At 70.7% G+C, this 16,939-nt stretch carries 17 protein-coding genes; 11 read left to right on the forward strand and 6 right to left on the reverse strand.

What is annotated here, in order from left to right:
• From VFX99_RS16990 to VFX99_RS17000, 3 genes are all read left to right on the forward strand, one after another.
• A partial coding sequence (locus tag VFX99_RS16990; RefSeq protein WP_329667474.1) for an ROK family protein occupies nucleotides 1-522 on the forward strand: 522 nt, incomplete at its 5' end.
• 37 nt (nucleotides 523-559) lie between these two features.
• Nucleotides 560-1,609, forward strand: coding sequence for a biotin/lipoate A/B protein ligase family protein (locus tag VFX99_RS16995; RefSeq protein WP_329667475.1), 1,050 nt, complete (start codon nucleotides 560-562; stop codon nucleotides 1,607-1,609).
• Nucleotides 1,606-2,646: a site-specific DNA-methyltransferase gene (locus VFX99_RS17000; RefSeq protein ID WP_329667489.1), complete on the forward strand. Its 1,041-nt coding sequence runs from the start codon at nucleotides 1,606-1,608 to the stop codon at nucleotides 2,644-2,646. Before VFX99_RS16995 ends, VFX99_RS17000 begins: the two co-directional genes overlap by 4 nt.
• Here the strand turns inward: VFX99_RS17000 and VFX99_RS17005 are convergent.
• Complete coding sequence (locus VFX99_RS17005; protein ID WP_329667476.1) at nucleotides 2,609-3,082, reverse strand: MarR family winged helix-turn-helix transcriptional regulator; 474 nt, start codon at nucleotides 3,080-3,082, stop codon at nucleotides 2,609-2,611. The genes VFX99_RS17000 and VFX99_RS17005 overlap by 38 nt on opposite strands.
• A gap of 68 nt (nucleotides 3,083-3,150) precedes the next feature.
• Here VFX99_RS17005 and VFX99_RS17010 point away from each other — a divergent pair, with 68 nt between their 5' ends.
• Together VFX99_RS17010 and VFX99_RS17015 are read left to right on the forward strand one after the other, a co-directional pair.
• Complete coding sequence (locus VFX99_RS17010; protein ID WP_329667477.1) at nucleotides 3,151-4,356, forward strand: FAD-dependent monooxygenase; 1,206 nt, start codon at nucleotides 3,151-3,153, stop codon at nucleotides 4,354-4,356.
• A 9-nt stretch (nucleotides 4,357-4,365) separates the two neighbouring features.
• Complete coding sequence (locus tag VFX99_RS17015; protein WP_329667478.1) at nucleotides 4,366-5,382, forward strand: LLM class F420-dependent oxidoreductase; 1,017 nt, start codon at nucleotides 4,366-4,368, stop codon at nucleotides 5,380-5,382.
• Between the two features lie 7 nt (nucleotides 5,383-5,389).
• On the opposite strand, the gene VFX99_RS17020 is transcribed toward VFX99_RS17015, so the two are convergent.
• A complete protein-coding gene (locus VFX99_RS17020; RefSeq protein ID WP_329667479.1) occupies nucleotides 5,390-6,862 on the reverse strand; it encodes a carboxylesterase/lipase family protein in 1,473 nt (490 codons plus the stop codon).
• A 46-nt stretch (nucleotides 6,863-6,908) separates the two neighbouring features.
• Complete coding sequence (locus VFX99_RS17025) at nucleotides 6,909-7,250, reverse strand: DUF2834 domain-containing protein (RefSeq protein WP_329667480.1); 342 nt, start codon at nucleotides 7,248-7,250, stop codon at nucleotides 6,909-6,911.
• A 92-nt stretch (nucleotides 7,251-7,342) separates the two neighbouring features.
• Here VFX99_RS17025 and VFX99_RS17030 point away from each other — a divergent pair, with 92 nt between their 5' ends.
• Nucleotides 7,343-8,182, forward strand: a complete 840-nt coding sequence (locus tag VFX99_RS17030) for a tryptophan-rich sensory protein (protein WP_329667481.1) — start codon at nucleotides 7,343-7,345, stop codon at nucleotides 8,180-8,182.
• A 56-nt stretch (nucleotides 8,183-8,238) separates the two neighbouring features.
• Here the strand turns inward: VFX99_RS17030 and VFX99_RS17035 are convergent, their stop codons facing one another.
• The 3 genes from VFX99_RS17035 to galT all read right to left on the reverse strand — a co-directional run bounded on the left by VFX99_RS17035 (nucleotide 8,239) and on the right by galT (nucleotide 11,524).
• Nucleotides 8,239-9,075, reverse strand: coding sequence for an alpha/beta hydrolase (locus VFX99_RS17035; RefSeq protein ID WP_329667482.1), 837 nt, complete (start codon nucleotides 9,073-9,075; stop codon nucleotides 8,239-8,241).
• 104 nt (nucleotides 9,076-9,179) lie between these two features.
• Complete coding sequence (gene galK / locus VFX99_RS17040) at nucleotides 9,180-10,358, reverse strand: galactokinase (protein WP_329667483.1); 1,179 nt, start codon at nucleotides 10,356-10,358, stop codon at nucleotides 9,180-9,182.
• A complete protein-coding gene (gene galT / locus VFX99_RS17045) occupies nucleotides 10,355-11,524 on the reverse strand; it encodes a galactose-1-phosphate uridylyltransferase (protein ID WP_329667490.1) in 1,170 nt (389 codons plus the stop codon). The genes galK and galT overlap by 4 nt, the downstream gene beginning before the upstream one ends.
• Nucleotides 11,525-11,614: 90 nt before the next feature.
• On the opposite strand from galT, the gene VFX99_RS17050 reads away from it, so the two are divergent.
• The 5 genes from VFX99_RS17050 to VFX99_RS17070 form a co-directional block, all read left to right on the forward strand.
• Nucleotides 11,615-12,616: a LacI family DNA-binding transcriptional regulator gene (locus tag VFX99_RS17050; protein WP_329667484.1), complete on the forward strand. Its 1,002-nt coding sequence runs from the start codon at nucleotides 11,615-11,617 to the stop codon at nucleotides 12,614-12,616.
• An 84-nt stretch (nucleotides 12,617-12,700) separates the two neighbouring features.
• Complete coding sequence (locus tag VFX99_RS17055) at nucleotides 12,701-13,801, forward strand: glycerate kinase (protein ID WP_329667485.1); 1,101 nt, start codon at nucleotides 12,701-12,703, stop codon at nucleotides 13,799-13,801.
• A 52-nt stretch (nucleotides 13,802-13,853) separates the two neighbouring features.
• A complete protein-coding gene (locus tag VFX99_RS17060; RefSeq protein WP_329667486.1) occupies nucleotides 13,854-15,638 on the forward strand; it encodes an ABC transporter ATP-binding protein in 1,785 nt (594 codons plus the stop codon).
• A gap of 169 nt (nucleotides 15,639-15,807) precedes the next feature.
• A complete protein-coding gene (locus VFX99_RS17065; RefSeq protein ID WP_329667487.1) occupies nucleotides 15,808-16,755 on the forward strand; it encodes a PmoA family protein in 948 nt (315 codons plus the stop codon).
• A partial coding sequence (locus VFX99_RS17070) for a Gfo/Idh/MocA family oxidoreductase (protein ID WP_329667488.1) occupies nucleotides 16,752-16,939 on the forward strand: 188 nt, incomplete at its 3' end. The genes VFX99_RS17065 and VFX99_RS17070, both read left to right, overlap by 4 nt.

The following is a 16,939-nucleotide window of genomic DNA, read 5'->3' on the forward strand; positions in this document are numbered from 1 at the left end:
GGCGTGATCTCGGGTGGCCAGCTGCTGCGCGGAGCGCAGGGCGTCGCCGGCGACATCGGCCACGTGCGCGTCGCGCGCGGATCGGACGTGCCCTGCAGCTGCGGCAACCGCGGCTGCCTGGAGGCACTCGCATCGGGTCCCGCGATCGCGCGCGAGCTGCGCGCGCAAGGCATCGAGGCGGTGAACGGCAATGACGTCGTCGATCTGGTCAAGCACGGCAACATCGACGCGATCCAGGCCGTGCGCCAGGCCGGCCGCGACATCGGCGAGGTGCTCAACGCGTGTGTGAGCCTGATGAACCCGTCGGTCATCGCGATCGGCGGATCGATGGCACGCGTCGGCGAGCACCTGATCGCCGGTGTGCGCGAGATCGTCTACACGCGCTCGACACCGCTCGCGACCGAGCACCTCGCCATCGTGCAGTCCGCCGCTGCCGAGGATGCCGGCGTGCGCGGTGCGGGCATGCTCGCGATCGAGCACGCCCTCTCGCCGGCGTCACTGCACATGCTCGTCGGCGCCTGAGCGGAGTCGCACGCCGCACGCCGCCTACGCTGGATGCATGCACGGCGAATACAAGGTGCCCGGAGGCAAGCTGGTCGTCGTCGACCTCGAGGAGCGCGACGGCCGGATCGCCGACTTCCACCTCGCCGGCGATTTCTTCCTCGAACCCGACAGCGCGCTCGCAGACATCGACGCCGCCGTCAACGGACTGCCGATCGCGACGGATGCCGCGGCCATCGCCGCCGCAGTGCGCGCGGCGCTGCCCGAGGGGGCGCAGCTGCTCGGGTTCACGCCCGACGCGGTCGGCACGGCCGTGCGCAGGGCGCTGGTGACGGCACCGGGATGGCGGGACTTCGACTGGGAGATCGTGCACGAGCGGCCCGTGTCGCCGCGCATGAACCTCGCCCTCGACGAGGTGCTCACGAGCCGCGTCGGCGACGGACGGCGCCGTCCGACCCTGCGCCTCTGGGAGTGGGACGAGTCGGCCGTCGTCATCGGATCGTTCCAGTCGTACCGCAACGAGGTGGACCCCGAGGGCGCGGCGCGGCACGGGTTCGATGTCGTGCGGCGCATCTCGGGCGGCGGTGCGATGCTCATGGCGGCGAACTCGATCGTGACCTACTCGCTGTACGTCCCGGCATCCCTCGTCGCCGGCATGACGTTCGCCGACTCGTACGCCTTCCTCGACGACTGGGTCCTGCAGGCGCTGCGCTCGCTCGGAATCGAGGCGACCTATCAGCCGCTCAACGACATCGCCAGCCCGCAGGGGAAGATCGGCGGAGCTGCGCAGAAGCGGCTCGCGAACGGGGGAGTGCTGCACCACGCCACCCTCAGCTACGACATGGACGGCGAGGTGATGACCGAGGTGCTGCGCATCGGCCGCGAGAAGCTCAGCGACAAAGGAACCGTGTCGGCGGCGAAGCGCGTCGACCCGCTGCGGCGTCAGACGGGGCTGTCGCGCGAGGCGATCATCGAGCGGTTCATCGACACGTTCGCGAAGCTCTACGGCGCCGTGCCGGGTCGCATCACCGACGAGGAGTACGCCGAGGCCGAGGCGCTCGTCGAGTCGAAGTTCGCGACCGACCCGTGGCTGCACCGGGTGCCGTGAGCGACGCGGCCCGGCCGGCCGCGGCCGATCCGGGGCAGCCGATCCCGCGTGGATCGGTCACCATCCACCACGGTGACAACCTCGACGTCGCGGCGGGGTATGCCGACGGCTCATTCACCCTGATCTACCTCGACCCGCCGTTCAACACCGGACGCACCCAGGGCAAGGCGCTGGAGACCGCACGCACGGTGTCGGGGATTCAGTCTGCGCCGAGTCCCCCGGACGACGACACCGCGGTTTCCCGCGGGCTGGATGCCGAGGCGGCCGCGCCGCGACTGAATCCCGAACCGGAGAACGGCGGACCGGTCGTGCGACGGGGCTTCCACGGCCGCGAGTACGAACGGCTGCGCGGTGACCTTCGCACCTACGACGACCGGTTCGACGACTACTGGGGCTTCCTGGAGCCCCGGCTCGTCGAGGCGTGGCGCCTGCTCGCCGTCGACGGCACGCTCTACGTGCACCTGGACTATCGCGAGGCGCACTACGCCAAGGTGCTGATGGACGCGCTGTTCGGGCGCAGCCGCTTCCTCAACGAGCTCATCTGGGCCTACGACTACGGCGCCAAGACGCGCCGGCGGTGGCCGACCAAGCACGACACGATCCTCGTCTACGTCAAGGATCCGGATCGCTACTGGTTCGATTCGACCGCCGTCGATCGCGAGCCCTACATGGCACCCGGCCTGGTCACGCCCGAGAAGGCGGCACGCGGAAAGCTGCCGACCGACGTCTGGTGGCACACGATCGTGCCGACGACCGGCCGCGAGAAGACGGGATACCCGACGCAGAAGCCCGAAGGCATCCTCCGGCGCATCGTGGAGGCCTCGAGCCGGCCCGGCGACCGCGTGCTCGACCTGTTCGCCGGCAGCGGCACGACCGGCGCGGTCGCCGCCGCGCTCGGACGCGATGCCGTGCTCGTGGACGCCAACCCCGCGGCGATCGAGATCATGCTCAGCCGGATGCCGGGGGCCACCGTTCTCGGCGAGCCGGACGATCTGCGGCTCACCCTCCCCGAAGCACCTCGATCTCCTCGCGGTTGATCTCCGCCGCCCGCGCGAACAGCTCGTTCGCGAACTCGATCTGCTCGTCGGTGAGTGTCGCGAGGTAGTCGGCCCAGCGCTGTCCGACGCGGCCGTAGATCGGTCCGACCCTGTCCAGGACGGTGTCGGCCTGTGCGGTGACGATCACCCTGCGACGATCGCCTGCGTCGCGCTCCCGGGTCACATAGCCCGCGCGCTCGAGGCGGTCGACCACCGCCGTGATCGCGCCGCCCGCCGTGAGGCCCGTCCGCTGCGCGAGTTCGCCGGGGGTGGCCGGTCCCTCGCTCATCAGCAGACTCACGGCCTGCATGTCGGTGCTGTTGATGCCGCCGACCCGCGCCACGGCGTCCTGGAAGAGCACGGCGCGAGCCATGAACTCCCGCATGACCTCCGCCATCCGTTCGATGCCGGCGTCGCGCGTTGACTTCTTCGACATCCAGATCTATTCTCTCTAATTACGAGAGACTCCATACGAGAGAGTCTCGCCCACATACAGGATAACAAATGCCCAAAGCACTCGTCATCGGCGCCGGCGTCGCGGGACCGGCGGCCGCTCTGTTCCTCGGTCGCGCGGGCTGGGATGTCGAGGTCTTCGAAGCGGACAGCGCGCCCGACCCGTACGAAGGCCTGTTCCTCAACGTCGCGACCAACGGCCTCGCGATTCTCGAACAGCTCGGCCTGCGAGAACGACTCGTGTCGGATGCTCACCGTGCGTCTCGGATGGTCCTGCGCAGCGGAACCGGCCGGGTTCTCGGTTCCGTTCCCAACGGACCCGCCGGAGATCCGCAGCGGGGGAGCGTCGTCGTGCGACGGGGATGGCTGCATGCGGTGCTCCGGGAGGGCGCGGCGGCAGCCGGCGTGCCGCTCCGTTCCGGTGCTCGGCTGGTGTCCATCGACCAGACTGCGACGTCGATGCGCGCCACCTTCGCGGACGGACGCGCGGCCGAGGGCGACATCCTGATCGGCGCCGATGGAATCGGATCGCCTACCCGCCGCTGGATCGACCCCTCGGCGCCAGAACCGCGATACAGCGGTCTGGTCGGCACCGGCGGCTGCGCGCGCGTTCCAGGGCTCGAGCCGACGCGCGACGCGCAGCACTTCATCTTCGGCGCCCGCTCGTTCTTCGGCTATCTGGTCCGCGACGACGGCAGGGTGTACTGGTTCGCCAACATGACCGCACCTCAGCCGGAGCGAGGTTCCCTCCAGCGCATCACGGGTGCCGAATGGCTCGCGCGGCTGCGCGATCTGCACAGCGACGATTCGTTTCCTGTGCCGCAGATCCTGGAGAATGCTCACGGCGAGATCGGCGCGTACCCGATCTTCGACCTCGCCGGCGTTCGCTCGTGGAGTCGCGGGCGCGCAGTCGCCATCGGGGACGCGGTGCACGCCACGTCACCCAGTTCTGGGCAGGGCGCCTCCCTCGCGCTGGAAGACGCGATCACCCTCGCGATGTGCCTGCGCGACCTCCCCGACCACGCATCCGCCTTCGCCGAGTACCAGCGCGTCCGCCGCCCTCGGGCCGAGGCGGTCGTGAGGTACGCGCGTGCGATCGACTCGCGGAAACGGGTCACGAAGTCTCGCCTCGGCATCGCGATCCGCGACTGGATGATGCCGCGGTTCCTCAGGAGTGCGGCCGACGATACGCGCAACGACTGGCTGTACAACCACGAGATCGCCTGGGATCAGCCCGTGCCGTCGCGGCGCCCATAGTCTGGGTCGATGCGATTCGGAACCTTCATCCCCCAAGGCTGGCGTCTCGATCTGGTCGGAATCGACCCCGCCGAACACTGGTCGACAATGAGCTCGCTGGCCGGACGAGCGGATGCCGGACCGTGGGAGTCGCTATGGGTGTACGACCACTTCCACACGACTCCGGTCGCGACCGAGGAGGCGACCCACGAGGCGTGGACGCTGATGGCGGCCTTCGCGGCCTCCACGAGCCGCATCCGACTCGGCCAGATGTGCACCGCGATGGGCTACCGCAACCCCGTGTACCTCGCGAAGGTGGCCGCCACCGTCGATTCCATCTCGGGCGGGCGCGTGGAGATGGGCATCGGCGGCGGATGGTACGAGCACGAGTGGCGCGCCTACGGGTACGGGTTCCCCGCGATCGGCGGCCGGCTCGGCCGGCTTCGCGAGGGGGTCGAGATCATGCGCCAGGCATGGACGACGGGTACGGCGACGCTCGACGGCAAGCACTATCAGGTCGATGGTGCGATCGTCCGCCCACTGCCGCTGCAGGACGGCGGCATCCCGCTGTGGATCGCCGGAGGCGGCGAGAAGGTCACTCTCAAAATCGCAGCCCGCAACGCCTCCTACACGAATTTCGCGGGTTCGCTGGAGGAATTCGATCGCAAGAGCGACATCCTCCGCGCCCATTGCGACGATGCGGGTCGGGACTTCGGATCGATCACGCGGTCATCGAACTTCAACACGATCGTGGGCGAGACCGAAGGTGAGGCCGCGGACCGGCTCGCTTCCGTCGTCGAGCGGCTGCGGCCGCACGTGGGCGAGGAACGCGCGGCGGCGATCGAGTGGGACTACCTGAACTCGCCGGGCTTCGGGAGCGTGGAGCAGGTGGCCGAGCGTCTCGCCGAGCGGGCGGAGCACGGCCTCGGTTACGCGATCCACTACTTCCCGGAGGCCGCGTACGACCGCTCCGGGATCGAGCTGTTCGAGCGCAAGGTCATCGGTGCGCTCTCGTCGAGCGCCGCACCGGCTCCGATCGCCCGGTAGCCTCGCGTCAGACCAGAGCGCGAACGCTGGCGTAGCCGTCGGTCGCGACGTCGGGACGATAGGCGTCGCCGCCGAACACCCGGGTGGTGCCAGGTGACGCGGACCAGGTGGGCCAGCCCGGGTCGTTGTCGCGAATGAACGAGACGGCGGAGCCGTGCAGCGCGGCCGCGAGCGCCCGCGGCGGCTCCTCGCCGGCGATCGCGCCGACCCGCTCGGCGTCGAGGCAGTCGAACCAGAACGGCACGTCCAGGCAGTGGCCTGCCCACCCGTTGACCGGAGACCGCCAGGCGAAGCGGTAGACCCAGGTGGCGGCATCCGCTCGCGCATCGGCGACGCGCACGACCTTCACGCGGAAGATCGAGTCCGTCGCGAAGCGGCCGAGCACGGCCGCCGTTCCTCTGCGGCGCTGCGGGGCGTTCGCGGCGAGATACTCCCTCCGCTTCGCCGGCTCGAGCCTCAGCCTGCCGAGTGCGAGCGAGACCGGAACGATCCGGAGCCTGTTCTTGACGCGGTCGGTGAGCGCGGTGAACTCGTCGTCGGTCGTGCCCAGCACCAGCGGGATGCCGGAGCCGGTGCCCGCGCGGATCGACTCGATCGTCGGGCGGGGAAGCAGATCTCCATCCACCATCGGACCCCACGCCAGTCCGTCGTCCAGCAGCGACTGGATGGGGGCGAGCGGGTCCTTCGAGTCGGGGGCCGCAGCGGCTCGCTGCAAGTCGACGAGCTCTTGCTCGGGGACGCTCGAGAATCCGGCCCGGTTCGGCGCGACGCCCGCGAGGTTCGCGAGTTTGGCCGAGAGCGTCCGCGCCCTCTCCGGTGCCACGTCGGCGAGCGCGGCGGACAGGGCCCATGCCGCGGAGAAGAGTCCCTGCGCCGCCGGCATCCCGAGCAGGGTGAGCACCGCGCCGCCGCCCGCCGACTGACCGGCGATCGTGACGCGTGCGGGGTCGCCGCCGAATGCGGTGATGTTCTCGCGCACCCACTTCAGCGCGGCGAGCCAGTCCCGCACGCCGCGGTTGCTCGGGGCGCCGGAGATGTGGCCGAAACCGTCGAAGCCGAGGCGGTACGAGATGGTCACCGTGACGACTCCGTCGCGGTTGAACGCCGCTCCGTCGTACCACGGGCTCGCCGGGGATCCGGCGATGTAGCCACCGCCGTGGATGTAGACGAGCACCGGAAGCGCGGCATCGGATTGGGCCGGCCGGGGGGTGAAGACGTTGACGTTCAGTGTCGAATCGCCCGGGATCGCCGGCTCGGGGATCAGCGTGTCGCCGGGATCCGTGCGGTTCGCGGTCGCGCCGTAGTCGAGGGCATCGCGCACACCGTCCCAGGGTTCGGGCGGCACGGGCGCGGCGAAGCGCAGGTCGCCGACCGGCGCCTGTGCGAAGGGGATTCCGACGAACGCCGCCGACCCGCCGCGCCATGCCCCGCGGACGCGGCCCGGGGTGATCTGCACGATCGGGTCGGGATGCTGTGTCACGAGAGGTGCCCTTCGGGAAAGAGACGGGGGATGCCCGGTCGATGGCTCAGGATGACACGCGGGCAGCGCGGGTCAGCTGCCGCTCCCGCATTGCCAGGAACAGCGGGAAGGTGAATGCGAACGCGGTCAGCGCTGCGCCGGCCACGTAGAGCCAGCCGAACCGCATGCCGAGGCGGCGCGCTTCGATCAGGAGGAAAACACTGCCCGCGACGGCGACGACCAGCAGGTCCACCGTGATCGAGGACACGGCCGGACCGCTCGTCACGAGGTCTCCGAGGTAGTCGGCCATCTGCGCGATCGCGAGGACGTTGAACCACCACGTGCCGATCAGCCCGGCCACGGCCAGAGCCAGGTAGACGAATGCCAGGGGGGTCCAGTCGCGGGTCATGGCGCCATGATGCCACCCCTCGGTGCGGCCGATGTGCGCCGGATTCGTGTCAAGCCCTACGTCCCGAGCGGCGGCCACCGTAGCGTTGCATCGTGACTCACACCCCCCGAACCACTCCGACGGATGCCGCGACGCCGACAGCGCGCGACTTGGCGCGCCAGATCGCGGTGATCTCGGCACTCGGCTTCACGCTCGTGGCAGTGTTGGTCGGCGTCGGCGGGCTCGGCGGCACCGAGGTCGAGAACTCGCAGGGCGGGCAGCTGTCCGCTCAGGGCTCGTTCCTCGCGCCAGCCGGCCCGGCGTTCAGCATCTGGTCGGTGATCTATCTGGGTCTCATCGGCTACGCGGTCTGGCAGGCGCTGCCCGGGCAGCGCGGCTCGGCGCGGCAGCGGGCGGTCGGGTGGTGGATCGCGCTCACGATCGTCCTCAACGGTCTGTGGCTGGTCGCGGCTCAGCTGCTCACCATCGAGTGGACCGTCGTGGTGATCGTCCTGCTGCTGATCGCACTGTGCATCACCTTCCGGCTGTCGGTGCTCACCCGCACGCCCCGAGCGGGCTTTCTCGACGCATTGCTGATCGACGGCGTCACCGGCCTGCACCTGGGCTGGGTCACCCTCGCCACCGTCGCGAACATCGCCGCGTGGCTGACCGGCGTCGTCCCCGACTCGTGGGCGGACAACGCGACGGCGTGGGGTGTCGCGGTGCTCGCCGTGGTCGCGGTGATCGGGCTGGGCATTTCGTGGCGGAGCGGCTGGCGCGTCGCGCCGGCGCTCGCACTGGCGTGGGGACTGTCGTGGCTGGCGGTGGGACGCCTGACCGGCGAGCCTCAGAACACTGCGATCGGCATCACCGCCATCGTGGTCGCCGCCATCGTGCTCCTGGTGCCGGTCGCGGTCGCCGGACTGCGGTTCCTCCTGCCCGAGCACGACTGACAGAGGTCACGATCGACGGCGGTCACAGGCGCCGTCAAGGTCACGATCGGCGGCAGTCACGACTGCAGGAATGCCAGCAGCGCCTCGTTGACCTGATCGGCATGGGTCCACAGCATCCCGTGCGGCGCTCCGGCCACCTCCACGTAGGTCGAATCCGGCAGCAGCTTGCGCAGGGGCCGCGCGGTCGAGTCGATCGGCACGATGCGATCAGCGGTGCCGTGCACGATCAGCGTCGGCACGTCGATCTTCGCGATGTGGGGCCGGAAATCGGTCGGCCAGGTCAGCGGTGCGGCTGCGATCGCGGCATTGCCCGCGTGGTTCGCCGTTTCCACGCTCGCCGCCAGCGCCTCGGGCGACATGCGCGAACCGAGGTTCTCATCGAGGTTGTAGAAGTCTTCGAAGAAGCCGGTGAGGAAGGCGTAGCGGTCCTTGCGGATCGCGTCGGTGAAGCCCTCGAAGAACTCCTTCGGGCCGGCGCCGTCAGGGTTGTCGTCGGACTTGAGCAGGTACGGCAGGATCGACGACACGAACGCTGCTCTCCCCACCCGTTCACTGCCGTACTGGCCCAGGTAGTGCGCCACCTCGCCGGCACCCATCGAGAAGCCGACGAGCGTCACGCGTTCGAGATCGAGGGTGTGCATCAGCGAGTTGAGGTCGGACGCGAAGGTGTCGAAGTCCGAGCCGGCGAACGTCTTACTGGACCCGCCGAAGCCGCGTCGGTCGTAGGCGATGACGCGATAGCCGGCATCGATCAGCACGGACTGCTGCCGGCCCCACGACTCCGAGTTCAGCGGAAAGCCGTGGATCAGCACCACGGTGGGACCCTTGCCCTGGTCGGTGTAGAAGAGCTTGATGTCGGCAGAGTTCTCGATGCCTACCGTGATGAAAGCCACGCGCGCATTCCCTCCCGCCGAGGTGTCAGATGCCCCGGGCACCTGTACGACGGTAGAGCGAGGTCCCCCTGCGCACCAGGGGTTGCGGCGTGAGTGCGAGGGGATTAGACGTCGCGGGCGGCGCCCGCGGACGGACGCACCGAGAAGATCGTGGGGGCCGCGAAACCGGATGCCGCGAACGCCGCGGTGGCGGCATCCGTCACCGTCGCAACCGAATCGTGCGCGACGAGCGCGATCGCCGCCCCGCCGAATCCGCCTCCCGTCATGCGAGCGCCGACTGCGCCGGCCGCCATCGCCGCGTCGACCGCCGTGTCCAGCTCGGCCACCGAGATCTCGAAGTCGTCGCGCATCGAGGCGTGCGAGGCGAGAAGGAGTTCGCCGATCGCGGACGGTCCCTGCTCACGAAGCGCCCGCACGGTGTCGAGCACCCGCTGGTTCTCGGTCACGATATGCCGCACGCGGCGGAAGGTGACCTCGTCCATCAGCTCCGCCGCCCGGGCCAGGTCGTCCACCGACAGGTCGCGCAGCGCGGGCACGCCCATCGCGGCGGCGCCTCGCTCGCAGGCCTCGCGGCGCTCGCCGTACCCGCCCGTGGCGTGGGAGTGCTTCACCCCGGTGTCGATCACGACGATCTCGAGGCCGGCATCGGTGAAGCCGAGATCCACGACGTCCGCCTCGAGCGACCGGCAGTCCAGGAAGATCGCCGCGTCGGCGCGGCCCAGCATCGAGGCCATCTGGTCCATGATCCCGGTGGGAGCCCCGACGGCGTCGTTCTCGGCGGTGCGGCCGACCTGGGCGAGCGCGACGCGATCGAGCCCGAGCCTCCACGTGTCGTTCAGCGCTGCCGCGACGGCGCCCTCGATGGCGGCCGAGGACGACAGTCCCGCCCCGATCGGCACGTCGGACGCGATCGCCAGATCGACGCCGCGAACGGATGCCGCGTCCACTCCCGTCGCGCGCAGCAGCGCCCACGCGACACCGAGCGGATAGGTCGACCACTCGGGGACGGCGCCCCGGTTCTTCGGGAAGAGCAGGTCGAGTCCCGTGAGGTCCACCTCGACGGTCTCGCCCTCGACCGTCGAGGTGACCCGGATGTGGCCGTCCGCCCGCTCGCCCAGCGCGACGCATGTGCGCTGCTGGATGGCGAACGGCAGGACGAAGCCGTCGTTGTAGTCGGTGTGCTCGCCGATCAGATTGACACGGCCCGGCGCCGACCAGGTGCCGACCGGCCCCGAACCGGTGAGCTCGGTGAACAGGTCGCGCGCCTGCGATGCCGCGGTCACGCCGTGACCTCCGGGACGGTCTCGAGGGCGTCGCGCAGCCGGGCGGCGGCGGTTTCGGGCGGTACGTCGCCGATCCACGCGCCCATTGCGGCCTCCGAGCCCGCCAGGAACTTCAGCTTGTCGGGTGCTCTACGCGGGGAAGTGAGCTCCAGCCGCAGCCGGGCCGCGTCGCGGCCGACGCGCACGGGCGCCTGATGCCAGGCGGCGATGTACGGCGTCGGCGTCGTGTACAGCGCGTCGACTCCGCGCAACAGCCGCAGGTACAGCGGAGCGAGCTCGTCGCGCTCGGCATCCGTCGTCTCGGCGATGTCGGCGACGTGACGGTGCGGCATCAGGTGCACCTCGAGCGGCCAGCGCGCGGCGAACGGCACGAAAGCCGTCCAGTGCTGGCCACGCAGGATCACGCGCTCGGACGCCTGCTCGAACTCCAGGATGCGGGCGAACAGGTCCGGCCCCTCGCGGTCGATCGCTTCGAGCAGCCGCCGGGTGCGCGGGGTGATGTACGGGTAGGCGTAGATCTGGCCGTGCGGGTGGGCGAGGGTGACGCCGATCGCTTCGCCGCGGTTCTCGAACGGGAAGACCTGCTCGATGCCCGGGAGTGAGGAGAGGGCGGCGGTGCGGTCGGCCCAGGCTTCGATCACGGTGCGCGCCCGAGTCGCGGTCTGCGTGCCGAACGACCCCGCGTGCTCGGGACTGAAGCACACCACCTCGCAGCGTCCGACCGAGGTGCGGGTGCGACCGAGGCCCGGCGTGTCGAGGTCGTCGAGACCGAGTGGCGCGTCGACGGCCTGCGGAGCGTCGCCATGCGCGGCGGCGAGGGCGGGACCGAACGACGGCGACCTGTTCTCGAACACGGCCACGTCGTACAGCGAAGGGATCTCAGAGGGATTGCTCGGCGTCTGCGGGGCGAGCGGGTCGAGCTCGGCCGGGGGCAGGAATGCCCGGTTCTGCCGGCCGGCGGCAACCGAGATCCAGTCGCCGGTGAGGACGTCGCGGCGCATGGTCGCCGTCTCGGCCCGAGGATCCAGCGCGCGGGTATCGGCGCCTCGGTCGGCGCCGAGCGTCGTGCCCGGGTCGTCGAAGTAGATGAGATCGCGGCCGTCGGCGAGCGTCGTGGCCCGCTTGACGACTCCGGCGCCGAGGGTGGTGGCGCGCAACTCCTGCATGTTCACGTCAACACGCTAGCAGGACCTGCGTGGTAACGTCAACATGACGGGCTTTGCAGGAGTTGTGCGCGAGCCCCGAGAAGGGAAGCGATGAGCGAAGCCGAACAGAGCCGCCGGGTGTCCATGCGCGACGTCGCCTCCCGGGCGGGCGTCTCGGGGCAGACCGTGTCGCGCGTCGTCAACGACAGCCCGCGCGTGGATCCCGAGACCCGCGCGCGCGTGGAAACCGCGATGCGCGAGCTGGGCTACCGCCCGCACCGAGCGGCGCGGGCGCTGCGCACGGGACGGACCCACACCCTCGGCATCGTCGTGTCGACACTCGAGACGGTCGGTAACTTCCGGATGCTGCAGGCCGTCGCCGACGCGGCGGCCACCCGCGGCTATGCGCTCGCCGTCGTCACGGCGGCGGGAGCGGCCGCCCTCGCGGAAGCCTTCGACCGCCTCCGCGATCAGGGCGTCGACGGAGCGATCGTGCTGAACGAGGCGACGCCGCTCGCGCGCGGTGCCGACGCGCCGGCGGATCTGCGGCTGGTCGTGGTCGACTCGCCCGCCGATGAGCGGTTCGCCGTCGTCCAGTCCGACCACGAGGCCGGCGCTCGCGCCGCGACCGAGCACCTCATCGCCCTCGGACACCCGACTGTGTGGCACCTGGCCGGGCCCGAAGGGTCGTATGCCGCCGCGGAGCGCGAACGCGGCTGGCATGCCGCGCTCGAGGGCGCGGGTCTGGTTGCGCCGCCCGTGGTCCGCGGCGACTGGACCGCGGCATCCGGCCACCGCGAGGGTGTCGCCCTCGCCGATCGGCCCGACGTGTCCGCCTTGTTCGCCGCGAACGACCAGATGGCCCTCGGACTGCTCCGTGCTCTCGCCGAGGCGGGCCGGCCGGTGCCCGGCGAGGTTGCTGTCGTCGGCTTCGACGACATCGCGGATGCTGCGGACTACCTGCCTCCGCTCACGACCGTGCGGCAGGACTTCGACGAGCTCGGCGAGCGGGCGGTCGATGCGCTGATGGGCGCGATCGACGGGCGCGCGCCGCGCACCGACCTGGTGCCGACGCGGCTGATCGTCCGGGAGAGCTCGGTGCCGCGGCGCTGACGTGCCCTCCCGGTCGCGCATCCGGTCCGACCCGGCAGCCGCTCGCACCGATCGATCCCCACGGACGCCGCTAGCGTGGAGCCCGTGATCGTCGTTCTCGCCCCCGACTCGTTCAAGGGCACCCTCGGTGCCGCGGATGCCGCAGCCGCACTCGCTGAGGGGTGGCGGCGCGTCCGGCCGGACGACGAGATCCGGCTGCTGCCGATGGCCGACGGCGGAGTGGGGACTCTCGCGGCCTTCGCGGCCGCCGTCCCGGACGCCGAGCGCGTAAGCGTCCGCGTCACCGGGCCGGACGGCGCCGAGATCGACTCCGCGTGGCTGCGCCTCCCTCCGACTGCCGAAGCGCCCGCCGGCACCGCGATCGTCGAGCTCGGGGCCACATCCGGCATCGAGCTGCTCTCCGAACTCCGACCGCTCGACGCGCATACCCTCGGCCTCGGCCAGGCGATCGCCGCGGCGATCGCCGCCGGCGTCACCCGCGTGGTCGTCGGGCTCGGATCGTCGGCGTCGACCGACGGCGGCACGGGCATGCTGCGGGCGCTCGGCGCCCGCTTCCTGGACGCGGACGGCGGCGAGGTACCGCTCGGCGGGTCGGGGCTCGCCGCGATCGCCGAGATGGATCTGTCGCGCCTCGCCGCATTGCCGCCCGGCGGCGTCGTTGCGCTGACCGACGTGACCAACCCGCTGCTCGGGCGCCGTGGCGCGGCCGCGGTGTTCGGCCCGCAGAAGGGCGCCGATCCGGCCCAGGTCGGGCTGCTGGACGCCGGGCTCGCGAATCTCGCGCGGCTGGTCGATGCGGACGCGTCGACCCCGGGCGCCGGCGCGGCGGGCGGTACCGGGTTCGGCCTGCTGGCGTGGGGCGCGACCCTCGAGGCCGGGGCGGGTGCGGTCGCGGAGCTCGTCGGCCTGCCGGCAGCCGCGGCCGAGGCATCCGTGGTCGTCACGGGGGAGGGTTCGTTCGACGGCCAGTCCGCCGCGGGCAAGGTCCCCACGTACGTCGCCACCCTCGCCCGCGGCGCGCGGGTGGCTCTCGTCGCCGGACGCATCACCCCGGATGCCGACACGTCGGCGTTCGCCGCATCCATCTCGCTGACCGAGCTGGCAGGGTCGCCCGAGCAGGCGATGGCCGAGACCGCGCGCTGGCTGCGAGACGCCGGTGAGCGGTTCGCCGCCGAGGTCGCCTGAGCTCTCCTCCGATTGAGGCTGCCCGGCGAGGCGGCCGCGCTACGATTGACCTATGAATGAGAAAGCGCTTTCCGCGCGACGGCGGAAGGATGCCGCGCAACTCGTCGACGGGGAGCGTCCGACCCGGTCCGTGCTGCGGCTGCTCGCCCGTCGTCCGGGTCGCCTGTCGATCGCGCTGGCAGCCTTCGCGCTGAAGGAGATCCCGCTGTGGTTCCTGCCGGTCATCACCGCGGCGATCATCGACATCGTCGCCACCGGCGGAAGCCTGACGACCCTGCTCATCTGGTTCGGGGTCGCCGTCGTCCTGCTGCTGCAGAACTACCCGAACCACATCATCTATACCCGCAACTTCATGACCGTGGTCCGCGACACCGGTGCCGACCTGCGCCACGCACTCGCTGAGCGGATGCAGCGCCTGTCGATCGGATTCCACACGCGCGCCAGCGCGTCGGTCGTCCAGACGAAGGTCGTGCGCGACGTCGAGAACGTCGAGATGATGCTGCAGCAGGTGACGCATCCGCTGCTGTCGTCGATCATGGTCCTGGTCGGGGCGATCGCGATGACCGCGATCATGGTGCCGGAGTTCCTCCCGGTGTACGCGTTGGCGGTGCCGTTCGCGATCCTGCTGCGTTCCGCGATGGCTCGCCGTTCGCGGATCCGCAACGAGCGCTTCCGCCGCGAGATGGAGGGCTTCGCCGCGCGCGTCGGCGAGATGGCGTCTCTGATCCCGGTCACGCGTGCGCACGGCCTCGAGCAGACCGCGGTGACCCGCGTCGCCGACGGCGCGGATGAGGTGCGGCGCGCCGGACTGCACCTCGACATGCTCAACGGCCACGTGGCGTCCATCTCGTGGGTCACGATGCAGCTGCTCGGCGTCGGGTGCCTGGTGCTGGCCGCCGTGTTCTCGCTGACCGGGTTCCTGCCGATCACGCCCGGTGAGGTCGTGCTGCTGTCGACGTACTTCGCGCTCCTGACCCAGGGCCTGACGCAGCTGCTGATGCTCATCCCGGTCGCCGCGCGCGGCATGGAGTCCGTGCGCTCCATCGCCGAGGTGCTGCAGGAGCCGGACCTGGAGCTGAATTCGGGCAAGCGCACCGTCGACGCCGTCGTCGGGCATCTGCAGCTCGTGCGCCTGACGCACCGGTACCCGGACGCCGACGAGGATTCCATCCACGACGTCTCGCTCGACATCCGGCCTGGCGAGACCATCGCGTTCGTCGGATCATCCGGATCGGGCAAGTCGACGATGCTGAACCTCGTACTGGGATTCGTGCGGCCCACGGCCGGCGTGATCCTGCTCGACGGCGTCGACATGCAGCAGCTCGACATGCGCACTGCGCGCCGGTTCGTCTCCGTGGTGCCGCAGGAGTCGGTGCTGTTCGAGGGGACGATCCGCGAGAACGTCGCGTACGGGCTGAACGGCGCATCGGACGCGCGCATCCTCGAGGCACTGCGCGACGCCCACGCGCTCGAGATCATCGAGGGGCTGCCCGACGGGTGGAACACCATCGTGGGCGAGCGGGGCTCCCGACTCTCGGGCGGACAGCGTCAGCGACTGGCGATCGCACGCGCACTCGTGCGCGATCCGCGGATCCTGCTGCTGGACGAGGCGACCAGTGCGCTGGATCCCGAGTCCGAGGTGAAGGTGAAGGAAGCGCTGTCGCGCCTGATGCGAGGACGCACGACGCTGGTCGTCGCGCACCGGCTCTCGACGATCCGGCAGGCCGATCGCATCGTCGTGCTCGAGCACGGCCGCATCGTCGAGATCGGCTCGCACGACGAACTCCTGGACCGGGGGGGTCGCTACGCCACCCTGCACGCTGCGCAGGCGAGCTGACCGGCATCGTCTGCACGCGGCATCCGCCTGTTGATCCGTCACTTGTGCACGCCGGAAGGGTTCTTTGCCGTGCACAGGTGACGGATGAATGTCGAAGCGGGGTCGGATAGCGCTTTCCCGCCGTTCCCCCTAGAGTGGAATCGACCCTTTCCTCGATGCGGAGGCATCCATGCAGTTCGATGACGCGACACCCGGCCGCCTGGTACTGCGCGACGGCGAGACCGTTCTCGCGGAGTACGTCTACGAGCCGTCCGACGCGCAGCTCGAATCGCCGAGGCCCTACGCGCTGCTGAGCACGCGCGCCGGCGCGGCCGTCACCGCGTACCGTCCGGACGATCACGTCTGGCACAAGGGCCTCTCGCTCGCGCTGCCGAACGTGGGTCCGCACAACTTCTGGGGCGGTCCCACCTACGTCGACGGCGAGGGGTACGTGCAGCTGCCCAACAACGGCGCGCAGGTGCATCGCGGATTCGACGCCTCCGACACGCCCGTCGCCGACGAAGTCGCCCAGCTCGCCCGAGTGGACGAGCGGGTCGACTGGGTCACCGAGGCCGGCGACACCCTCCTCACCGAAGCGCGCACGCTCACCGCCAGGCCCATCGATGACACGACCTGGGCGCTCACCTGGAGCAGCAGGCTCACCAACGTTTCGGCCGAGTCGCTCTCGTTCGGCTCGCCGACCTCGCGCGGGCGGGCGGACGCCGGGTACGCCGGCATCTTCTGGCGCGGCCCGTCCTCCTTCACCGGCGGCGACATCCTCGGCCCGGGCGGCGATGTCGGCGACGCAGCCCGGGGCACCGAATCGCCGTGGCTGGCCTTCGTCTCGCCCGATCGCGCAAGCGGCGTCGTGATGATGGATGCCGGGCCGCACCCCTCTCGATGGTTCGCGCGCAGCGCCGACTACGCCGGACTGTGCCCCGCACCGTTCTTCTACGACGAGACCGTGGTCGAACCGGGCGGCAGCCTGCGCCTGGGCGCCGTGATCCTGGTGGGCGGAGCGGATGCCGCGAGCCACGTCGCCACCGTCGGCGCGAACCTCGTCGCCACGGTGCGCTCCGATCCGCCGCCGCCGGCGGACATCCCGCCCGCGTCGACCGAGCCGGAGGCGTCCGCATGACCGATTCTCAGATACTCCGCTGTGCGATCGTCGGCACCGGTTCCGTCGCGCACTTCCATGCCCGCGCGGTCGACGCACATCCGTCCGCGACCCTCGTCGCGGTGACGAATCAGACGCGTTCGAAGGCCGACGAGTTCGCCGCCCAGTGGGGCGGCCCTGCCGTCTACGACTCCCTCGACCGGCT

Source organism: Microbacterium sp. (assembly GCF_036277215.1).
GTDB lineage: Bacteria > Actinomycetota > Actinomycetes > Actinomycetales > Microbacteriaceae > Microbacterium.